Consider the following 16357-nt stretch of genomic DNA (forward strand, 5'->3'; position numbering starts at 1 on the left):
TCTGTGTTTTTGAGCGCTCAGTAGGCGGCGCCTGTGGGTAAGACCACGGCGCCAAACGATTGTGCATTATTTGCGCGATCCGACCGGCCAAGGCCGCCTGAAGTTCATCAAGCAATTCAAATTTTTTGATTGACTAGGCATACTAATACTAGCGGCCCGCCGAAAGGTTCTTCGGAAGACACCAAGCAAAACGGCCCGCCCTCGGATTCGAGAGCGGGCCGTTCTTCACACGGCACCACCAAATTTTTGCAACAATCAGGCGATACGGCGTGCCAGTTCTTCAGCCTTACCGATGTAGCTGCCGGGCGTCATGTCCAGCAGCAACTTGCGGGCGTCTTCGGGAATCGCCAGCGTGCCGATAAATTCACGCAGCGCCTCGCGCGAGATGCCTTTGCCGCGCGTCAGTTCCTTCAACTGCTCATACGGGTTGGCGATGCCGTAGCGGCGCATCACGGTCTGCACCGGCTCGGCCAGCACTTCCCAGCAGGCGTCGAGGTCTTCGGCCAAGCGGGCGGGGTTGGTTTCCAGCTTGCCCATGCCGCGCAGGCAGGCGTCGTACGCGAGCAGGCTGTAGCCGAACGCCACGCCGATGTTGCGCAGCACGGTCGAATCCGTCAGGTCACGCTGCCAGCGCGACACGGGCAGCTTCTCCGACAGATGGCGCAGCACCGCGTTGGCCAGGCCGACGTTGCCTTCAGAATTTTCGAAATCGATCGGGTTGACCTTGTGCGGCATGGTCGACGAGCCGATCTCGCCGGCCTTGGTCTTCTGCTTGAAGTAGCCCTGCGAGATGTAGCCCCAGACGTCGCGATCCAGATCCAGGATGATCGTGTTGGCGCGGGCCACGGCGTCGAACAGCTCGGCCATGTAGTCGTGCGGTTCGATCTGGATGGTGTACGGGTTGAACGTCAGGCCCAGGCGGGTCTCGATCACGTTCTTCGAGAAGGCTTCCCAGTCCAGCGACGGATATGCCGACAGGTGCGCGTTGTAGTTGCCCACGGCACCGTTCATCTTGCCCAGCAGTTCAACGGCTTCGACGCGGCGGATGGCACGGTCCAGGCGGGCGGCCACGTTGGCCATTTCCTTGCCCAGCGTGGTCGGGCTGGCCGGCTGGCCGTGCGTGCGCGACAGCATCGGCACGTCGGCATTGGCATGCGCCAGTTCCACCAGGCGAGCCTGTACGCGGCGCAGCGTCGGCACGATCACCGTATCGCGCGCGCCCTTGAGCATCATGCCGTGCGAGGTGTTGTTGATATCTTCGGACGTGCAGGCGAAGTGGATGAACTCGCTGGCGGCTTCCAGCTCGGCGTTGCCCTTCACGCGCTCCTTCATCCAGTATTCGACAGCCTTCACGTCATGGTTGGTGACGGCTTCGATCTCTTTGATGCGGGCGGCGTCTGCCTCGGCAAAGTTCTCGACCAGGGCCAGCAGTGCGCCTTCGGCGGCCGCCGAGAAACGCGGAATCTCGGCCAGGCCGGCCTGCGACAAGGCGATCAGCCAGTGCACCTCCACCTTCACGCGGTTGCGCATGAAAGCGGCTTCCGACAGCCACTCGCGCAGCGGATCGGCCTTGGCAGCATAGCGGCCATCGATGGGAGACAGAGCGGTCAGGGCAGAAAGCGACGACATGGCAGGCGGGGAAAAATGTGAAGGGAATCTCAATCCGGACAACCCGGACGCGGCGTTGCGCGTTGAACCAAGGTGCATACGCGCACCCAAGCGAGCCCGCGATTTTACCACCCGGCACCTGTCTTTCATGGCCAATCCGGCCTAAAGCAAGCCTCCGTTTGGTTGAGTCGGGTTCAGGCGCCGCGCGGCGCACTCGGGAAAGTGCGCAGCTATACTTCCGCCTCCAACATGACACGCCTATGAAACTGATCGGATCGCATGCCAGCCCGTACACCCGCAAGGTGCGCGTCGTCCTGGCTGAAAAGAAAATCGACTACCAGTTCGTGCTGGAAGACGTGTGGAGCGCAGGTACGCAAATCCACCAGTTCAACCCGCTGGGCAAGGTGCCCTGCCTGGTGATGGACGACGGCGGCGCCCTATTCGACTCGCGCGTGATTGCGGAATACGCCGATACGCTCTCGCCGGTGGCGCGCCTCATTCCGCCCTCGAGCCGCGAACGCGTGGAAGTCCGCTGCTGGGAGGCGCTGGCCGACGGCCTGCTCGACGCCGCGCTCATGCTGCGCATCGAACATACGCAGCGCACGCCCGAGCAACGCAGCGAAACGTGGCTCGCGCGCCAGACCCACAAGATCGATCAGGCGCTGCAAGCCATGTCGCAAGGCCTGGCCGACAAGACTTGGTGCAACGGCAACCACCTGACGCTGGCCGACATCGCCGTGGGCTGCGCGCTTGCCTACCTGGACTTCCGCCAGCCGCAGATCGACTGGCGCGAACGTCACGCCAACCTGGCGACGTTCTACGCGCGCATTGAAAAGCGGCCGAGTTTCATGGAAACCCAGCCGCAGTAGCAACGGAAACTCACGAGCGTTACACGGCCACCGGATCAAACCGTTCGGCCTGGGCCATCGGCCAGTAGCGCTCATAGAGTTGATAGCGGTACCGCCCCGCAAGCAGGTCGCCGGGTTCCAGGTACTTGAGCAGCGCGGAGAGCAACTGCACCTCGTTGCCCGACACGCGCCGCACGATGTGGTGCGCGCGAAAATCCGCCGGATGCTGCAAGCCGGCCGCCTGCGTCAGTTCCAGCAGCGCATGCAACGTGTGCGCGTGATATTGATGCACGCGCTCGGCCTTGTCGGGCACCACGAGCGCCTTCTGGCGAGACGGATCTTGTGTTGCTACGCCGGTCGGGCAGCGGTCGGTGTGACACTTCTGCGCCTGGATGCAGCCGAGCGCAAACATGAAGCCGCGCGCAGCGTTGCACCAGTCGGCACCCATTGCCAGCGTGCGCGCCACGTCAAACGCCGTGACGATCTTGCCCGACGCGCCGATCTTGATTTTGTCTCGCAGATTGGCACCCACCAACGTGTTGTGCACCAGCAGCAGCCCCTCCTGCAGCGGCGTGCCGACGTGGTCCGTAAATTCGAGCGGCGCTGCACCCGTGCCGCCCTCCGCGCCGTCGACGACGATGAAGTCCGGCAGGATGCCCGACTCCAGCATCGCCTTGACAATGCCGAAGAACTCCCACGGATGTCCGATGCACAGCTTGAAGCCAGTGGGCTTGCCGCCCGACAGCGTGCGCAGCCGATCCACAAACTGCAGCAGCCCCAGCGGCGTGCTGAACTCCGAATGCGCGGCTGGCGAAATACAGTCCTTGCCAATCTGAATGCCGCGCGTGGCGGCAATCTCGGGCGTCACTTTGGCAGCAGGCAATACGCCACCGTGCCCCGGCTTGGCGCCCTGCGACAGCTTCACCTCAATCATCTTCACCTGCGGGCTGCGCGCCTGCTCGGCAAAGCGGTCCGGATCAAAGCGGCCATTGGCGTCACGGCAGCCGAAGTAGCCCGACGCCACTTCCCAGATCAGGTCGCCGCCCTCTTCGCGGTGGTACGGCGAGATCGAACCCTCACCCGTGTCATGAATGAAGTTGCCGAGCTTCGCGCCACGGTTGAGCGCCCGAATGGCATTGCCCGACAGCGCCCCAAAGCTCATCGCCGAGATGTTGAACACCGACATGGAATACGGCTTGGCGCGGCCCTCGCCCACCATCACGCGAAAGTCCGACGAGGCGATGCGCGTGGGCGCCAGCGAGTGGCCGATCCACTCGTGCCCCGGCACCTTCACATCGACTTCGGTGCCGAACGGCCGGCTATCGACTTCGCCCTTGGCGCGCTGATAGACGATGCTGCGCTGGGCACGCGAGAAGGGCTTTTCGTCCGTATCGTCTTCAACGAAGTACTGGCGGATCTCCGGGCGAATGAACTCGAACAGGAAGCGGAAATGGCCCCAGAGCGGGTAGTTGCGCAGCACCGAATGGCGCGTCTGCGTGATGTCGTGCACGCCCAGGATGACGAGCATGCCCGGAATGACCGCGCACACCCAATGCAGACGCCCCGCTATCGCAAACCCGGCGGTGACGGCAAACAACAGCACAACGCCCGCAAAGGCCCAGTAGCGACGTGGCAGCATGACAACCCTGTGTGGAGACAATCAGGGCGCAAGCTTAAACGAGTGCCGCAACAGCCGCAGCCGTCACAACGCAGTGTTGCGAAAACCGCTTAGGCGACCGCCTTTTCGACGAGAGCCGGTTCAGCAGCCGAAATAATGCCGCCGCCCAGGCAGATTTCACCGTCGTACAGCACGGCGGATTGGCCGGGTGTGACGGCCCATTGCGCCTCGGGAAAGGCCAGCGTGAGCGCGCCATCTGCCGCGCGTACAACCGTGCAAGGTGCATCCGCCTGGCGATAACGCGTCTTGGCGCCAAGATGGGCGCCTTCGGCGGGTGCGTGGCCGGCCACCCAACTCAGATCATCAGCATGCACGGTGTGCGCCAGCAGCCACGGGTGATCGTGACCCTGCACCACATACAGCGTGTTGGCCGCCATGTCCTTGCGCGCCACATACCAGGCATCGCCGGTGCCGTCGCGGCTGCCGCCGATGCCAATGCCCTTGCGCTGCCCCAGCGTGTAGAACGCCAGGCCGATGTGCTCGCCGATGGTCTTGCCGTCGGGCGTCTTGATCGGGCCGGGCTTGGTCGGCAGGTAGCGGTTGAGGAAATCGCGGAAGGGCCGCTCGCCGATGAAGCAGATGCCGGTGGAATCCTTTTTCTTGGCGTTCGGCAGGCCAATCTCGGCGGCGATCTCACGCACCTTCGTCTTCGGCATCTCGCCCAGCGGGAAGAGCGTGCGCGAGAGCTGCGCCTGGTTCAGCCGGTGCAGGAAGTAGCTTTGGTCTTTCGTGTGATCGAACGCCTTGAGCAGCTCGAAGCGGCCATCGACCTCGCGCACGCGGGCGTAGTGCCCGGTCGCGATCGTGTCGGCGCCCAGCGCCATCGCGTGATCGAGGAAGGCCTTGAACTTGATCTCGGCGTTGCACAACACGTCGGGATTGGGTGTGCGGCCAGCCGAATATTCGCGCAGGAAGTCCGCAAATACGCGGTCCTTGTACTCGGCGGCAAAGTTGACGGCTTCCACATCCACGCCAATCAGGTCGGCCACCGATACCACGTCGATCCAGTCCTGCCGGGTCGAGCAGTACTCGCTGTCGTCATCGTCTTCCCAGTTCTTCATGAACAGGCCGACTACGTCGTAGCCCTGCTGTTTGAGCAGCCAGGCAGTGACAGACGAATCCACCCCGCCGGACATGCCGACGACGATGCGCTTCTTGCTCATGGCTGCCCTCCGAGCCCATACACACTGGCGTGCGTATGGATGACGTCGAGCGGGTAGCGCTTGCCGGCCAAGTAGTCTTCCACGCAGGCGAGCAGCAACGGGCTGCGGTGGCGTTCGCGGCCGTCGCGGATTTCATCCGGTGTCATCCAGACGGTGCGGACGATGCCGTCGTCCAGCGCGCGGCGCGGGTCTTGGGGGCCGAGCTCGCCGGTAAATGCCATCCGCACATAGGTGATCGGATCCCCCTGCGGCGGTTGGAACTGCGCCATGTAGCAGCCCAGGAACGCGGTCGGCACAAAGCTGTACGCGGTTTCTTCCATCGCCTCGCGCGCGACGGCGTCGACCAGGCTTTCGTCCGGGTCGAGATGGCCGGCAGGCTGGTTCAGGCGCAAGCCGACATCGGTGTGCTCTTCAACCAGTAGAAAGCGCCCATCTTGTTCAATGACGGCGGCAACGGTAACACTGGGTTTCCAGCGAACAGCTTGGTTCATGGCAAAAAGGCAACAAAAACAAGGCGTTATTGTAGCTGGAGGCCGCCCTCCCCGCTTGCCCAGGGCGTTGGAGCAGACGCATATCGCCGCGCGCCGCTGTTGTGAGCAATTGAGCACACGTTTGCGCAGGATCGGCCTGCATTCCTTGTCGGTTCGGATATTCGACATGCCATTCGACGAGCGTCCGTGCGCCAAAAAGTTCGGGTAAGCTGCACGTCGATCCTGATCCAGCGCGCCTTCGTTCACTTCGCGCGCATCCTAAACATAATCAGCGAGGAGAGAACACGATGCACATCGGCATCCCGCAGGAGACGCGGGCGGACGAGACGCGCGTTGCCGCGACCCCGGAAACGGTGAAAAAGTACGTGGCGCTTGGCCATCAGGTGACGGTGCAATCGGGTGCCGGCGTAGCCGCCGCCCAGCCCGACGACGCTTACGTGGCTGCGGGCGCCAAGATCGGCACCGCGGCTGAAGCGCTCGGCGCGCAGATCGTGCTGAAGGTGCGCTCGCCAGAAGCGGCCGAACTGGCGCAGATGCAGCCGGGCGCGGTGCTTGTCGGCATGCTCAATCCCTTTGATGACGAAAATACGGCCCGCCTCGCCGCCGCCAACGTCACCGCGTTTGCGCTGGAAGCTGCACCACGCACCACGCGCGCGCAAAGCATGGACGTGCTCTCCTCGCAGGCCAACATCGCCGGCTACAAGGCCGTGATGGTGGCGGCCAACCATTACCAGCGTTTCATGCCGATGCTGATGACGGCCGCCGGCACCGTGAAAGCCGCGCGCGTGCTGATCCTGGGCGCAGGTGTGGCCGGTCTGCAGGCCATCGCCACGGCCAAGCGCCTGGGTGCCGTGATCGAAGCCTCTGACGTGCGCCCGGCCGTGAAGGAGCAGATCGAATCGCTGGGGGCCAAATTCCTCGACGTGCCGTTCCTGACGGACGAAGAGCGCGAGATCGCCCAGGGCGTGGGCGGCTATGCCCGCCCGATGCCGCCCGACTGGATGCGCCGCCAGGCAGAATTGGTGCACACGCGCGCAAGCCAGGCCGACATCGTCATCACCACGGCGCTGATCCCGGGCCGCCGCGCGCCGACGCTGCTGTCCGAAGCCACCGTGCAGGCGATGAAGCCGGGCTCGGTCGTCGTCGATCTGGCAGCGGCGCAAGGCGGCAACTGCCCGCTCACCGAAGCCGACCGTGTGGTCGTCAAGCATGGCGTCACGCTGGTGGGCTACACCAACCTCGCGTCGATGGTGGCGGCCGATGCCTCTGCCCTCTACGCCCGTAACGTGCTCGATTTCCTCAAGCTGATCATCGACAAGGATGGCGGCCTGAACATCAACCGCGAAGACGACATCGTGGCCGCCTGCCTGCTCAGTCAGGCCGGCCAGGTGGTGCGCGCTCCCGCAGCCACGAGCGCCGCCAAATAACGGAGACGGCGGCCTGGCGGGCGTCACAACCCGGCCTGGTCGCCAGTGGCGATTTCATTTTTGTTTCAAGGAAAGCTTCATGCAACGCAACATGCTTCGCGCCAAGCTGCACCGCGCGACGGTCACCCAGGCCGATCTCGACTACGAAGGCTCGTGCGGCATTGACGAGGACCTCCTCGACGCTGCCGACATGCGCGAATACGAGAAGATCGAGCTGTATAACGTCAACAACGGCGAACGCTTCTCGACCTACATCATCAAGGGCAAGCGCGGCTCGGGCGAAATCTCGCTCAACGGCGCCGCTGCACGCCGCGCCCACGTGGGCGACCTGCTGATCATCTGCACCTACGCGCCGATGAACGAAGAGGAGGTCGCCGCCTACAAGCCCAAGGTCGTGCTGCTGGGCGAGGGCAACAAGATCAAGGCCATCAAGGAAACCTGACGCGCCAGGCGGCCCGTGTCTGCATGACAGGGCCGCTTCGCACATCGACCAAGAAGCGAGGAGGAGCACTCATGGAGCTGGTCAATCACACGGTGATCAACCTGATCATCTTCGTGCTGGCGATCTACGTCGGCTACCACGTGGTCTGGACGGTCACGCCGGCGCTGCATACGCCGCTGATGGCCGTGACGAATGCCATCTCGGCCATCATCATCGTCGGCGCCATGCTGGCGGCCGGCCTGACACAGACGGGCCTGGGCCGCACGATGGGCGTGGTGGCGGTGGCACTGGCAGCGGTCAACGTGTTTGGCGGCTTCCTGGTCACCCAGCGCATGCTGGAGATGTTCAAGAAGAAAGAGCCGAAGGCCAAGGGCGGTCAGAGCGAGGGAGCCAAGCAATGAGCATGAACCTCGTCACCCTGTTGTACCTGCTGGCGTCGGTGTGCTTCATCCAGGCGCTCAAGGGGCTTTCGCACCCGACCACGGCGCGGCGCGGCAACGCGTTCGGCATGACGGGCATGGCAATCGCCGCCGTCACCACCATCGCGCTCATCTACAAGCTCAAGGCCGAGATGTTTGCCGGCACCGAGAGCGGCACATCCACGGGTTTCATCCTGATCTTCGCGGGCTTGGTGGTGGGCGGCGGCATCGGCGCCTATGTGGCGCGCACGGTCGAAATGACCAAGATGCCCGAGCTGGTGGCGGCCATGCACTCGCTGATCGGTCTGGCCGCCGTGTGCATTGCCGTGGCCGCCGTGGCCGAACCGTCGGCGTTCGGCATCACGATGGCTGGTGACAACGTGCTGCCGTTGGGCAACCGCGTGGAGCTGTTCATCGGCACGTTCGTCGGCGCCATCACGTTCTCGGGGTCGGTCATCGCCTTCGGCAAGCTGTCGGGCAAGTACAAGTTCCGTCTGTTCCAAGGCGCGCCGGTGCAGTTTGCTGGCCAGCACATGCTGAACCTGCTGCTGGCGGTGGCCATGCTGGGCTTCGGCATCCTGTTCTTCCTGAGCCAGAGCTGGCTGCCGTTCGTCATCATGACGGCCATCGCCTTTGTGCTGGGCGTGCTGATCATCATTCCGATCGGCGGCGCCGATATGCCGGTGGTGGTGTCGATGCTGAACTCGTATTCGGGCTGGGCTGCGGCGGGCATCGGTTTCTCGCTCAACAACCCGATGCTGATCATTGCCGGCTCGCTGGTCGGTTCATCCGGTGCCATTCTGTCTTACATCATGTGCAAGGCGATGAACCGGTCGTTCTTCAACGTGATCCTGGGCGGCTTCGGCTCCGAGGCTTCCGCCGGAGCCGCAGCGAGTGGCGGCGGGCAGCAGCGCCCGGTCAAATCGGGCTCGCCGGATGATGCGGCCTTCCTCATGGGCAACGCCGAAACAGTCATCATCGTCCCCGGCTACGGCCTGGCGGTGGCGCGCGCGCAGCATGCCCTGAAGGAACTGACCGAAAAGCTGTCGGACAAGGGCGTCACCGTCAAATACGCAATCCACCCGGTCGCAGGCCGCATGCCGGGCCACATGAACGTGCTGCTGGCCGAAGCCGAAGTGCCGTACGACCAGGTGTTTGAAATGGAAGACATCAACGGTGAGTTTGGCCAGGCCGACGTGGTGCTGGTGCTGGGCGCAAACGACGTGGTCAACCCGGCGGCCAAGAACGATCCGAAGTCGCCCATTGCCGGCATGCCGATCCTGGAGGCCTACAAGGCCAAGACGATCATCGTGAACAAGCGCTCGATGAACGCCGGCTACGCCGGGCTCGATAACGAGCTGTTCTACATGGACAAGACGATGATGGTGTTTGGCGACGCCAAGAAGGTCGTCGAAGACATGGTGAAGTCTGTCGAGTAAGGCCGTGCACTGACGGCTGTCAACGGGCCGTCAGGTCAAACGGGTTCCGCTTGCTCCCGGCGGCGGCAGGCAGTAACGTAGTGCAAACGGGCAGCGCCGGCCACACCGGCCGTGCGCTGCACCCGGCCCTCTTCCGATTCCTCCCGACGTATGCAACAGGACAGCGCCCTGCCGGTCTATTTCCACCCCACCCTGACGGTGGTGGTCGACGACAGCCAATCGTTCGTGGAAAGCCTCGGGTTCCAGATGGACCCATCGCGCGCGCTGTTGGCCTTCAATGATCCGGAAGAGGCCCTGGTGTGGCTGCGCCAGTGGCATTCGCTTCGCATGCCGGGTTTCCTGCCCGTGCGCGTCACGCACGACGACCTGACGTTCTCGACCGAGCGCCGCACCATCCAGCTTGACGTTGACCGCGTCTACCGTCAGATCCACGAGGTCAATCGTTTCCTGCAGCCCTCTGTCATCGTGGTGGATTACTCCATGCCGCGCATGAACGGGCTGGAGTTCTGCGCCAAGCTCAAAGATCTGCCGTGCATGACGATCCTGCTCACCGGCATGGCCGACGAGAACATCGCCGTGCAGGGTTTCAACGACGGCCTGATCGACCGCTACATCAAGAAAGACAATCCGGCGATGGCCGAGCGGCTTAGCGCGGAAATCGAAGCACTGCAGGTGCGCTACTTCAGCAACCTGTCGAGCACATTGCGCGATCTGCTGTCGCGCCACTCATTCAGTTTTCTGTCGGACCCCGCGATCACACGGCTCGTGCGTGAGCTGTCTACACGCTACCGTTTCATCGAGTACTACTTGTATCCGCACCCCGCCGGCGTGCTGCTGCTCACGGCCGACGGGCGCGCCACGCTCATGGTCATCGAGACCAACGCGAGCATGCTCACGCACCTGGAGAACGCCGAGGCGTACAACGCGCCCGATGCGCTGCTCAAGGGCTTGCACGACAAGCAGATCGTCCCGTTCTTCTGGCCCGGCGACGGCATGTACACCCCGGCCTGTGTGGAGTGGGAACAATATTGCCTGCCCGCAGAGGTTTGCCAGGGGCGCGAACCGTACTACTACGCGCTGTTCGACATGCCCAGCCACCTGCTGCCGGCACAGGTCTACAGCTACACCCAGTTCCTCACCAACTATAAGCAGGATCCGGACGCGCTCACCGGCCGAAAATCACGCTGAGGTGGTGTTTTCGCTTTGCTCTGCACTGCGGGTTTCCGCATTGTGTGGGTCACATTGGGCAAGTACAATCGATTGCGTCATCCGGCAGCCACGACGTCAGAGCATGGCCCGGCTGAATCGCCCTGATGCATGCGTGGCATAGCTGCGGCATCATGGCGAACGAGGGTGCCGGCACGCAACATTCGATACGGCGCCCCAAGTTCATTACTGTGCGGGATTCTCCTTGAGGGACGATTTGGGATGCAGCAGCGGGCCGCGCGTTCAAGCAGCGCGCGTTGCGGATGTCAGGGGAGTGCATCGTTCCAATCTGGTCATGGTTCACGGTTGCACGATTCCCGTTGCCACGCTGTTGATCGGCCGGTAGTAGAGGTGCCGCGGTAGCAATACTGACGGCGCCGGCTGCAGTCGATCATCTTCCCCGATCTTCTCGGAGCGGGTTTGGGCGAGAGACGCCCGGGCTGGCGCGTATTGCGCACGGCCAGCGGACGGCTTCAAGCACGCTTTCACGACTGATGCGGCGGCATGCCCGGCAGTGTCGGCGGGGCGCGTCGTATTCGCGGTGCCCGGATTCGCGGTGCGACCCCGGGTGCACGGTTGTTGGAGTGAGCGTCCCGCTTGGCAGACGTTTTCCCTGAAGTCTCCGGCAAATTCGCACCGTGTACTCACCCAACCAAATCGATCCCGCGGTCAGCTTCCGCAACTCACAGGGTCAGCAGGTCCGCGGCACCATCATCACGCTGCAGCGGCGTGCCCTGGTGATGGAGATCTACAACCCCTACTCGATCGTGCAGGTGAGCGAGGTGCTGTCCGAACTCGCGATCAAGATGGGGACGCGGCAAGCCTATCTTGGCAAGGCGGTGGTGATCAGCCTGGTGAACACGGGACTGACCGCAGTCGTCTCGCTCACGCTGATCGACGAATGGCGCGAGCTATCGGAAGTGGCCGATACGCCCGCCTCGGTGGGCGAAGAAGCGCGAACGTTCGTGCAGGAATGGCAGGAACGCTTCCGCATCCATCGCGACTATCAGATCGTCGTCAACGAGATGCGTGCGTTCTTGGCCGAGGTGTCGCGCTGGGTAGAACAGGTGGATCTGTCGAAGACATTGCCGCGAGAAGACAACAAGCTGCGCATGGATGTCTTCCAGGAGCTGGCCGAGCCGATCATGCTCAAGCTTAAGGGCTACATGGATGGGCTGGAGTCGGAAGCAGGCAAGGTGGAAGCGGAGCTTGCGCCGGCGCACCGCACGTTCGCGCAAGCCGCGCTGCATCCGCTGCTGTTGCGCGCGCCCTTCATCTATCGCACGTACACCAAGCCGCTGGGCTATGCGGGCGATTACGAGATGGTCAATCAGATCCTCTCCGACCCGCGAGAAGGTCCGAACACGTATTTCCAGATCGTCAACGCCGCCTTCCTGCGTACCGACGTGGCCGAGGCGCACCGCAACCGCATCGACATTCTTGTGCAGTATCTGAGCGACTTGGCCGCACAAGCCAAGGCGGCGGGCCGTACGTTCAAGGTGCTCAACGTGGGCTGCGGACCAGCGGTGGAAATTCAGCGCTTCATTCAGCAGCATCCGGAACCAACGCTGCTGTCGTTCGAACTGGTGGACTTCAGCGAAGAAACGCTCGACTACACCCGCGAGCAGATGCGCCGTGCGATGGACCGCGCGCGCAAGACCGTCACCGTCGATTTCGTGCATGAATCTGTACACCAACTGCTCAAACGCCGCATCACGGCCGACAGCCCGCAAGCCGGCGATTGCGATGCGGTCTATTGCGCCGGCCTGTTCGACTATCTCTCCAACAAAGTCTGCCAGCGCCTGCTCGCTTACTTTGCTTCGCGTACGCGTCGGGGCGGCGCCATTCTTGCGACCAACGTGCACGGCAACAACCCGATGCGCTTCGTGATGGAACACGTGCTGGAGTGGTATCTCGTCTATCGCGATGAACCACTGATGGCCGAGCTGCTGCCCGAAGGCTCGCACGACGTGCGTGTCTATACCGACGTGACCGGCGTCAACGTATTCGCCCATGCCAGCGTAGCCGGGCTCGCCACATCCGCCGCTTAATCCGCCGCCCAGGAACACGCATGGAGCCCATTACACATCGCGGATACCAGGCCGAGCTGAAGCAGTTCCGGCTCGTCTTCAGCCGCATGGCGGCCGTTACCGGCATCGTGCTGGTGCTGGCAGGCGTCGGGCTGGACTACGGCATGTACGTGGACAAGCTCTGGCTGTTCGCCTCACTGCGCGTCATCACCTCGCTCATCATGTTCGGCGCACTGCTTGTGCTCTATACGCGCTGGGGCGAAGAGCATGTGCAGAGCCTGACGTTCTTCTGGTTGATCTGTCCGCAGATCATGATCTCGTGGATGATCTACGACACCGAGGGCGCCAGTTCACCGTATTACTCGGGGCTCAACCTGGCGATCTACGCGGTGGGCATGGTGATGCCGATCGGCTTTCTGCAAGCCGTACTGTTCGGCACCTGCACGTATATCTTCTGGGTGATTGCGTGCACGCTGCATCCGGGCGGCATCCAGTCGCGCGAGATCTTCATCGTGCATTCGCTGTTCATCCTGTTCTCGATTGCGACGAGCACGCTATACACGTACTTCAACGAACGCGGGCGCTTCCAGCTCTTCCGACTCAAGGAAGAAGTTGCGCAGAAGAACGAGCAGCTCGCGCAGACCAATCAGAACCTCACCGACATCAAGGGCCAGCTTCTGCAGCAGGAAAAGATGGCCGCCATCGGCACGCTGTCTGCGGGCCTGCTGCATGAGATCAACAATCCGGTCAACTTCTGCCTGATGGCGATTGCCGTGGCGCAGGAAGACCCGACCGCCAAGGGCAGCCCGATGCTGCTCGAATGTCTGTCCGATGCCAAGGAAGGCATGCAGCGTGTGCAGCACATCGTGTCGGATCTGAAAACCTTCGCCTACCGCAGCCCTGAGAAGGGCGAGGCCGACGCGCCGTTCCTGGCGGAGAAGGCAATCGACTCGGCCATCCGCCTGACGAGCCACGAGTTGCGTGGCGTGGCCCTCGAACGCAAGCTTCCTCCGGACACGCTCGTGCGCGGCGACGAGGCCGCCATCATCGGCGTGCTCATCAACCTGTTGTCGAACGCGGCGCTTGCCATGCAAAAGGTGCAGCGCGAGAACCCACGCATCGAAATTGCCGGCGAGTGGATCGACAACCGCCTGCATGTGGTGGTGACCGACAACGGCCCGGGCATCTCCGAGAAAAACCTGTCGCGCGTGTTCGAGCCGTTCTTCACCACGCGCGATGTCGGCAAGGGCCTTGGTCTGGGCTTGTCGATCAGCTACAGCGTCATCCAGCGGCACGGCGGCACCCTTGCCGTGACGAGTCAGGAAGGCGAATGGGCGCGCTTCACGTTCGACCTGCCGCGCTCGGAGTAGAAACATCATGGACACCACGCCGGACACCGTCACCATCCTCTACGTCGACGACGAAGCGCAGGCCTGCAAATGGTTCGCGCGCATGATCGGCACCGGCTACGAGGTGCTGACGGCCAACAGCGTCGAAGAGGCCAAGACCGTGCTGCACGATTCGCACGAGCGCATCAGCGTGGTCCTGACGGACTTCCGCATGCCGGGCGGCGACGGCACCGAACTGCTGCGCTTCATCGATGCGGAATACGGCGACATCGCCACCATCCTCGTCACCGCATATGCCGACAAGGACCTGCTGATCCAGGCTGTGAACACCGGGCGCGTGTTCAAGATCCTGGAGAAACCCTATCAGCCCGATGACGTGCGGCGCTCGCTGCAAGAGGCGCTGGCACTGCGCCAGGACCGCCTCTTGCGTACCCAGCGCCTCATGGCAATCGACGAAACGCTGGCTTTTCTTGCGCACGAGCTGAACACGCCGTTGGCCGCCATCTCGAACTTTGCACGCGGCATCCGCATGCGCGTTGACCAGAGCGAGCCCACACCCGGGGCCCTTCCCGAAATTGGCCGCGCTGCCGACCGCGTGCAGGACAACGCGCGCTATTGCCTCTCGGTGATCGCCACGTTTCTGAACTCCGTGCGCAACACGTACGGCAAGCCCGGCACAGCGGCCACGCCCAACAGCGCGGGCGGGCTGATCCGCTCGTTGTTCGACACGTACCCGTTTACGAACGCGCAGCGCGAATGGGTGTCGTACCGCGTGGAAGACGATTTTCCGATCCAGACGCTGCCCAACTGCGTGATGCTGGTGCTCTCGTCGCTCACGAGCAACGCGTTGCAGGCATTGCGGCACACCAATGCGCCGAAGCTTGAAATCGTTGCCAGCCGTGTGCCGGACGCCGGCACCGCCCAGCACATGATTCGCATCGAGGACAACGGCCCCGGTATTGCGCCCGACGTTCTCGCGCGGCTGACCATCGACCCCGTGACGACGCGCGCCGAAGAAGGCGGCAACGGCATGGGCATGATTTTTTGTACGCGGATCATGCAATCGTTCGGGGGAGCGATTGCGATTGATTCTGCACCCAGCGCAGGCACGCGCGTGACTCTGACGTTCCCATGACAACACCACAAGACTTACGAACCAGGCCGCACGTGATTCGCGCGTTTGCCGTATCGACTGCAATTGCTATGAGGAGTGACGGATGATCAATCCCGGGGGCAACGAGCCCAAGATCCTGTACGTGGACGACGAGACATTGGCGCTGACTTACTTCGGCCGTGCCATCGGTTCACTGGCGCCGGTCGTCACCGCCACCTCGGTCGAAGAAGGCAAGCGCATGCTCGACCAGCACGCCGCCACGCTGGGCGTGCTCGTGTCGGACCAGCGCATGCCCGGTGAACTCGGCAACGAATTGCTGCGCTACGCACGCGAGCGCTATCCGCACCTCGTGCGCATCCTGACCACCGCCTACTCCGAAATCGAAGACACGGTTGAGGCAGTCAACCAGGGGCAGATTCACCGCTACATCAAGAAGCCGTGGGACATCACCGCGCTGCGTGTGGAACTGAAGCAGGCATTGGAATTCTCCGATCTGCGTCGCGAGCGTGACGCGCTGCTGCGCGAGAAGATGACCGTGCGCCAGAGCCAGACGCTTACACATCGCATCGGTGCGCTGCAGACGCTGTACCTCGCGGTGTCGGGGCTGTCGTCGTTCAGTGCAGTCAACGATTACCTCCGTGCAGCCGCCGTCGTGGGTCTGCAATCGCTGGCACAGCCCGATTGGGCGATGAAGGACTATACCGAGCTGGTTGGCGAAGAAAGCCTGCGTACCGGTGAGTTCAGCCACGCAGTGCGGCAGGCATATGTGGACCTGTCATCGCGCTTTGACAGCAAGCCCGCGGCGCAGGCGTTGGAAGTGCTGGCCGAGGTACTGCACGGCAAGGTCTCGCCGTCAGGTAGCGATGCTGCGGCGGTGGTGGATCTCACCACGCTGACGGAATTCCTGGAGGCGGCGTCCACGCACAAGGTGTCGGAATCGCATGCCAAGTGGCTGGCGTTCCTGCTGTGGCTCGATGGCAAGGGTTGGTCGCTCACGGCCGAGCGCGATGGCGCGACAGTCAAGCTGCGCCTGCTCGACAACCAGACGCAGCTCACGCCGGATCAACTCGCGGCGTGGATGGAGCATTTCCAGGATCTGCAGGCCGCCTGAAACGCCGCCCGCAGTTGTCACACAACGCCGAT

At 63.1% G+C, this 16357-nt stretch carries 14 protein-coding genes; 10 read left to right on the forward strand and 4 right to left on the reverse strand.

Annotation, left to right across the window (positions count from 1 at the left end; translation table 11 throughout):
- Positions 1–255: 255 nt before the first annotated feature.
- Positions 256–1629: an adenylosuccinate lyase gene (gene purB / locus BG83_RS0123635; RefSeq protein WP_024979068.1), complete on the reverse strand. Its 1374-nt coding sequence runs from the start codon at positions 1627–1629 to the stop codon at positions 256–258.
- 239 nt (positions 1630–1868) lie between these two features.
- On the opposite strand from purB, the gene BG83_RS0123640 reads away from it, so the two are divergent.
- Positions 1869–2477: a glutathione S-transferase gene (locus BG83_RS0123640; protein ID WP_024979069.1), complete on the forward strand. Its 609-nt coding sequence runs from the start codon at positions 1869–1871 to the stop codon at positions 2475–2477.
- A 19-nt stretch (positions 2478–2496) separates the two neighbouring features.
- Here the strand turns inward: BG83_RS0123640 and BG83_RS0123645 are convergent, their stop codons facing one another.
- The 3 genes from BG83_RS0123645 to BG83_RS0123655 form a co-directional block, all read right to left on the reverse strand.
- Positions 2497–4095, reverse strand: a complete 1599-nt coding sequence (locus BG83_RS0123645) for an FMN-binding glutamate synthase family protein (RefSeq protein ID WP_024979070.1) — start codon at positions 4093–4095, stop codon at positions 2497–2499.
- 89 nt (positions 4096–4184) lie between these two features.
- Entirely contained in the window at positions 4185–5297 is a 1113-nt protein-coding gene (mnmA, locus tag BG83_RS0123650; protein ID WP_024979071.1) for a tRNA 2-thiouridine(34) synthase MnmA, read from the reverse strand.
- A complete protein-coding gene (locus BG83_RS0123655; protein ID WP_024979072.1) occupies positions 5294–5788 on the reverse strand; it encodes an NUDIX hydrolase in 495 nt (164 codons plus the stop codon). Before BG83_RS0123655 ends, mnmA begins: the two co-directional genes overlap by 4 nt.
- A 287-nt stretch (positions 5789–6075) precedes the next feature.
- On the opposite strand from BG83_RS0123655, the gene BG83_RS0123660 reads away from it, so the two are divergent.
- The 9 genes from BG83_RS0123660 to BG83_RS0123700 all read left to right on the forward strand — a co-directional run bounded on the left by BG83_RS0123660 (position 6076) and on the right by BG83_RS0123700 (position 16325).
- Positions 6076–7215, forward strand: a complete 1140-nt coding sequence (locus BG83_RS0123660; protein WP_024979073.1) for a Re/Si-specific NAD(P)(+) transhydrogenase subunit alpha — start codon at positions 6076–6078, stop codon at positions 7213–7215.
- Positions 7216–7294: 79 nt separating this feature from the next.
- Positions 7295–7657: an aspartate 1-decarboxylase gene (panD, locus tag BG83_RS0123665; RefSeq protein WP_024979074.1), complete on the forward strand. Its 363-nt coding sequence runs from the start codon at positions 7295–7297 to the stop codon at positions 7655–7657.
- Positions 7658–7728: 71 nt separating this feature from the next.
- On the forward strand, positions 7729–8058 hold the full coding sequence (locus BG83_RS0123670; RefSeq protein ID WP_024979075.1) for an NAD(P) transhydrogenase subunit alpha: 330 nt from the start codon (positions 7729–7731) through the stop codon (positions 8056–8058).
- Positions 8055–9515, forward strand: a complete 1461-nt coding sequence (locus tag BG83_RS0123675) for an NAD(P)(+) transhydrogenase (Re/Si-specific) subunit beta (RefSeq protein ID WP_024979076.1) — start codon at positions 8055–8057, stop codon at positions 9513–9515. The genes BG83_RS0123670 and BG83_RS0123675 overlap by 4 nt, the downstream gene beginning before the upstream one ends.
- A 150-nt stretch (positions 9516–9665) precedes the next feature.
- Positions 9666–10703, forward strand: coding sequence for a response regulator (locus BG83_RS0123680; protein ID WP_024979077.1), 1038 nt, complete (start codon positions 9666–9668; stop codon positions 10701–10703).
- A 656-nt stretch (positions 10704–11359) separates the two neighbouring features.
- The gene (gene phcB / locus BG83_RS0123685; protein WP_024979078.1) at positions 11360–12772 is read left to right on the forward strand and encodes a class I SAM-dependent methyltransferase PhcB; all 1413 of its coding nucleotides are present in this window, start codon (positions 11360–11362) and stop codon (positions 12770–12772) included.
- 20 nt (positions 12773–12792) lie between these two features.
- Positions 12793–14121, forward strand: a complete 1329-nt coding sequence (phcS, locus tag BG83_RS0123690) for a two-component system sensor histidine kinase PhcS (RefSeq protein WP_024979079.1) — start codon at positions 12793–12795, stop codon at positions 14119–14121.
- A 7-nt stretch (positions 14122–14128) separates the two neighbouring features.
- Positions 14129–15235 carry a two-component system hybrid sensor histidine kinase/response regulator PhcR gene (gene phcR / locus BG83_RS0123695; RefSeq protein WP_024979080.1) on the forward strand — a complete coding sequence of 369 codons (1107 nt, stop codon included), beginning with the start codon at positions 14129–14131 and terminating at the stop codon, positions 15233–15235.
- Positions 15236–15317: 82 nt separating this feature from the next.
- The gene (locus BG83_RS0123700; protein WP_024979081.1) at positions 15318–16325 is read left to right on the forward strand and encodes a response regulator; all 1008 of its coding nucleotides are present in this window, start codon (positions 15318–15320) and stop codon (positions 16323–16325) included.
- Positions 16326–16357: the final 32 nt, after the last annotated feature.

The sequence above is a fragment of the Ralstonia pickettii genome (assembly GCF_000607165.1).
GTDB lineage: Bacteria > Pseudomonadota > Gammaproteobacteria > Burkholderiales > Burkholderiaceae > Ralstonia > Ralstonia holmesii.

Coding starts and splice junctions, on each gene's coding strand:
- purB (WP_024979068.1), bottom strand. CDS start 1,629: ATGTCGTCGCTTTCTGCCCTGACCGCTCTGTCTCCCATCGATGGCCGC.
- BG83_RS0123640 (WP_024979069.1), top strand. CDS start 1,869: ATGAAACTGATCGGATCGCATGCCAGCCCGTACACCCGCAAGGTGCGC.
- BG83_RS0123645 (WP_024979070.1), bottom strand. CDS start 4,095: ATGCTGCCACGTCGCTACTGGGCCTTTGCGGGCGTTGTGCTGTTGTTT.
- mnmA (WP_024979071.1), bottom strand. CDS start 5,297: ATGAGCAAGAAGCGCATCGTCGTCGGCATGTCCGGCGGGGTGGATTCG.
- BG83_RS0123655 (WP_024979072.1), bottom strand. CDS start 5,788: ATGAACCAAGCTGTTCGCTGGAAACCCAGTGTTACCGTTGCCGCCGTC.
- BG83_RS0123660 (WP_024979073.1), top strand. CDS start 6,076: ATGCACATCGGCATCCCGCAGGAGACGCGGGCGGACGAGACGCGCGTT.
- panD (WP_024979074.1), top strand. CDS start 7,295: ATGCAACGCAACATGCTTCGCGCCAAGCTGCACCGCGCGACGGTCACC.
- BG83_RS0123670 (WP_024979075.1), top strand. CDS start 7,729: ATGGAGCTGGTCAATCACACGGTGATCAACCTGATCATCTTCGTGCTG.
- BG83_RS0123675 (WP_024979076.1), top strand. CDS start 8,055: ATGAGCATGAACCTCGTCACCCTGTTGTACCTGCTGGCGTCGGTGTGC.
- BG83_RS0123680 (WP_024979077.1), top strand. CDS start 9,666: ATGCAACAGGACAGCGCCCTGCCGGTCTATTTCCACCCCACCCTGACG.
- phcS (WP_024979079.1), top strand. CDS start 12,793: ATGGAGCCCATTACACATCGCGGATACCAGGCCGAGCTGAAGCAGTTC.
- phcR (WP_024979080.1), top strand. CDS start 14,129: ATGGACACCACGCCGGACACCGTCACCATCCTCTACGTCGACGACGAA.
- BG83_RS0123700 (WP_024979081.1), top strand. CDS start 15,318: ATGATCAATCCCGGGGGCAACGAGCCCAAGATCCTGTACGTGGACGAC.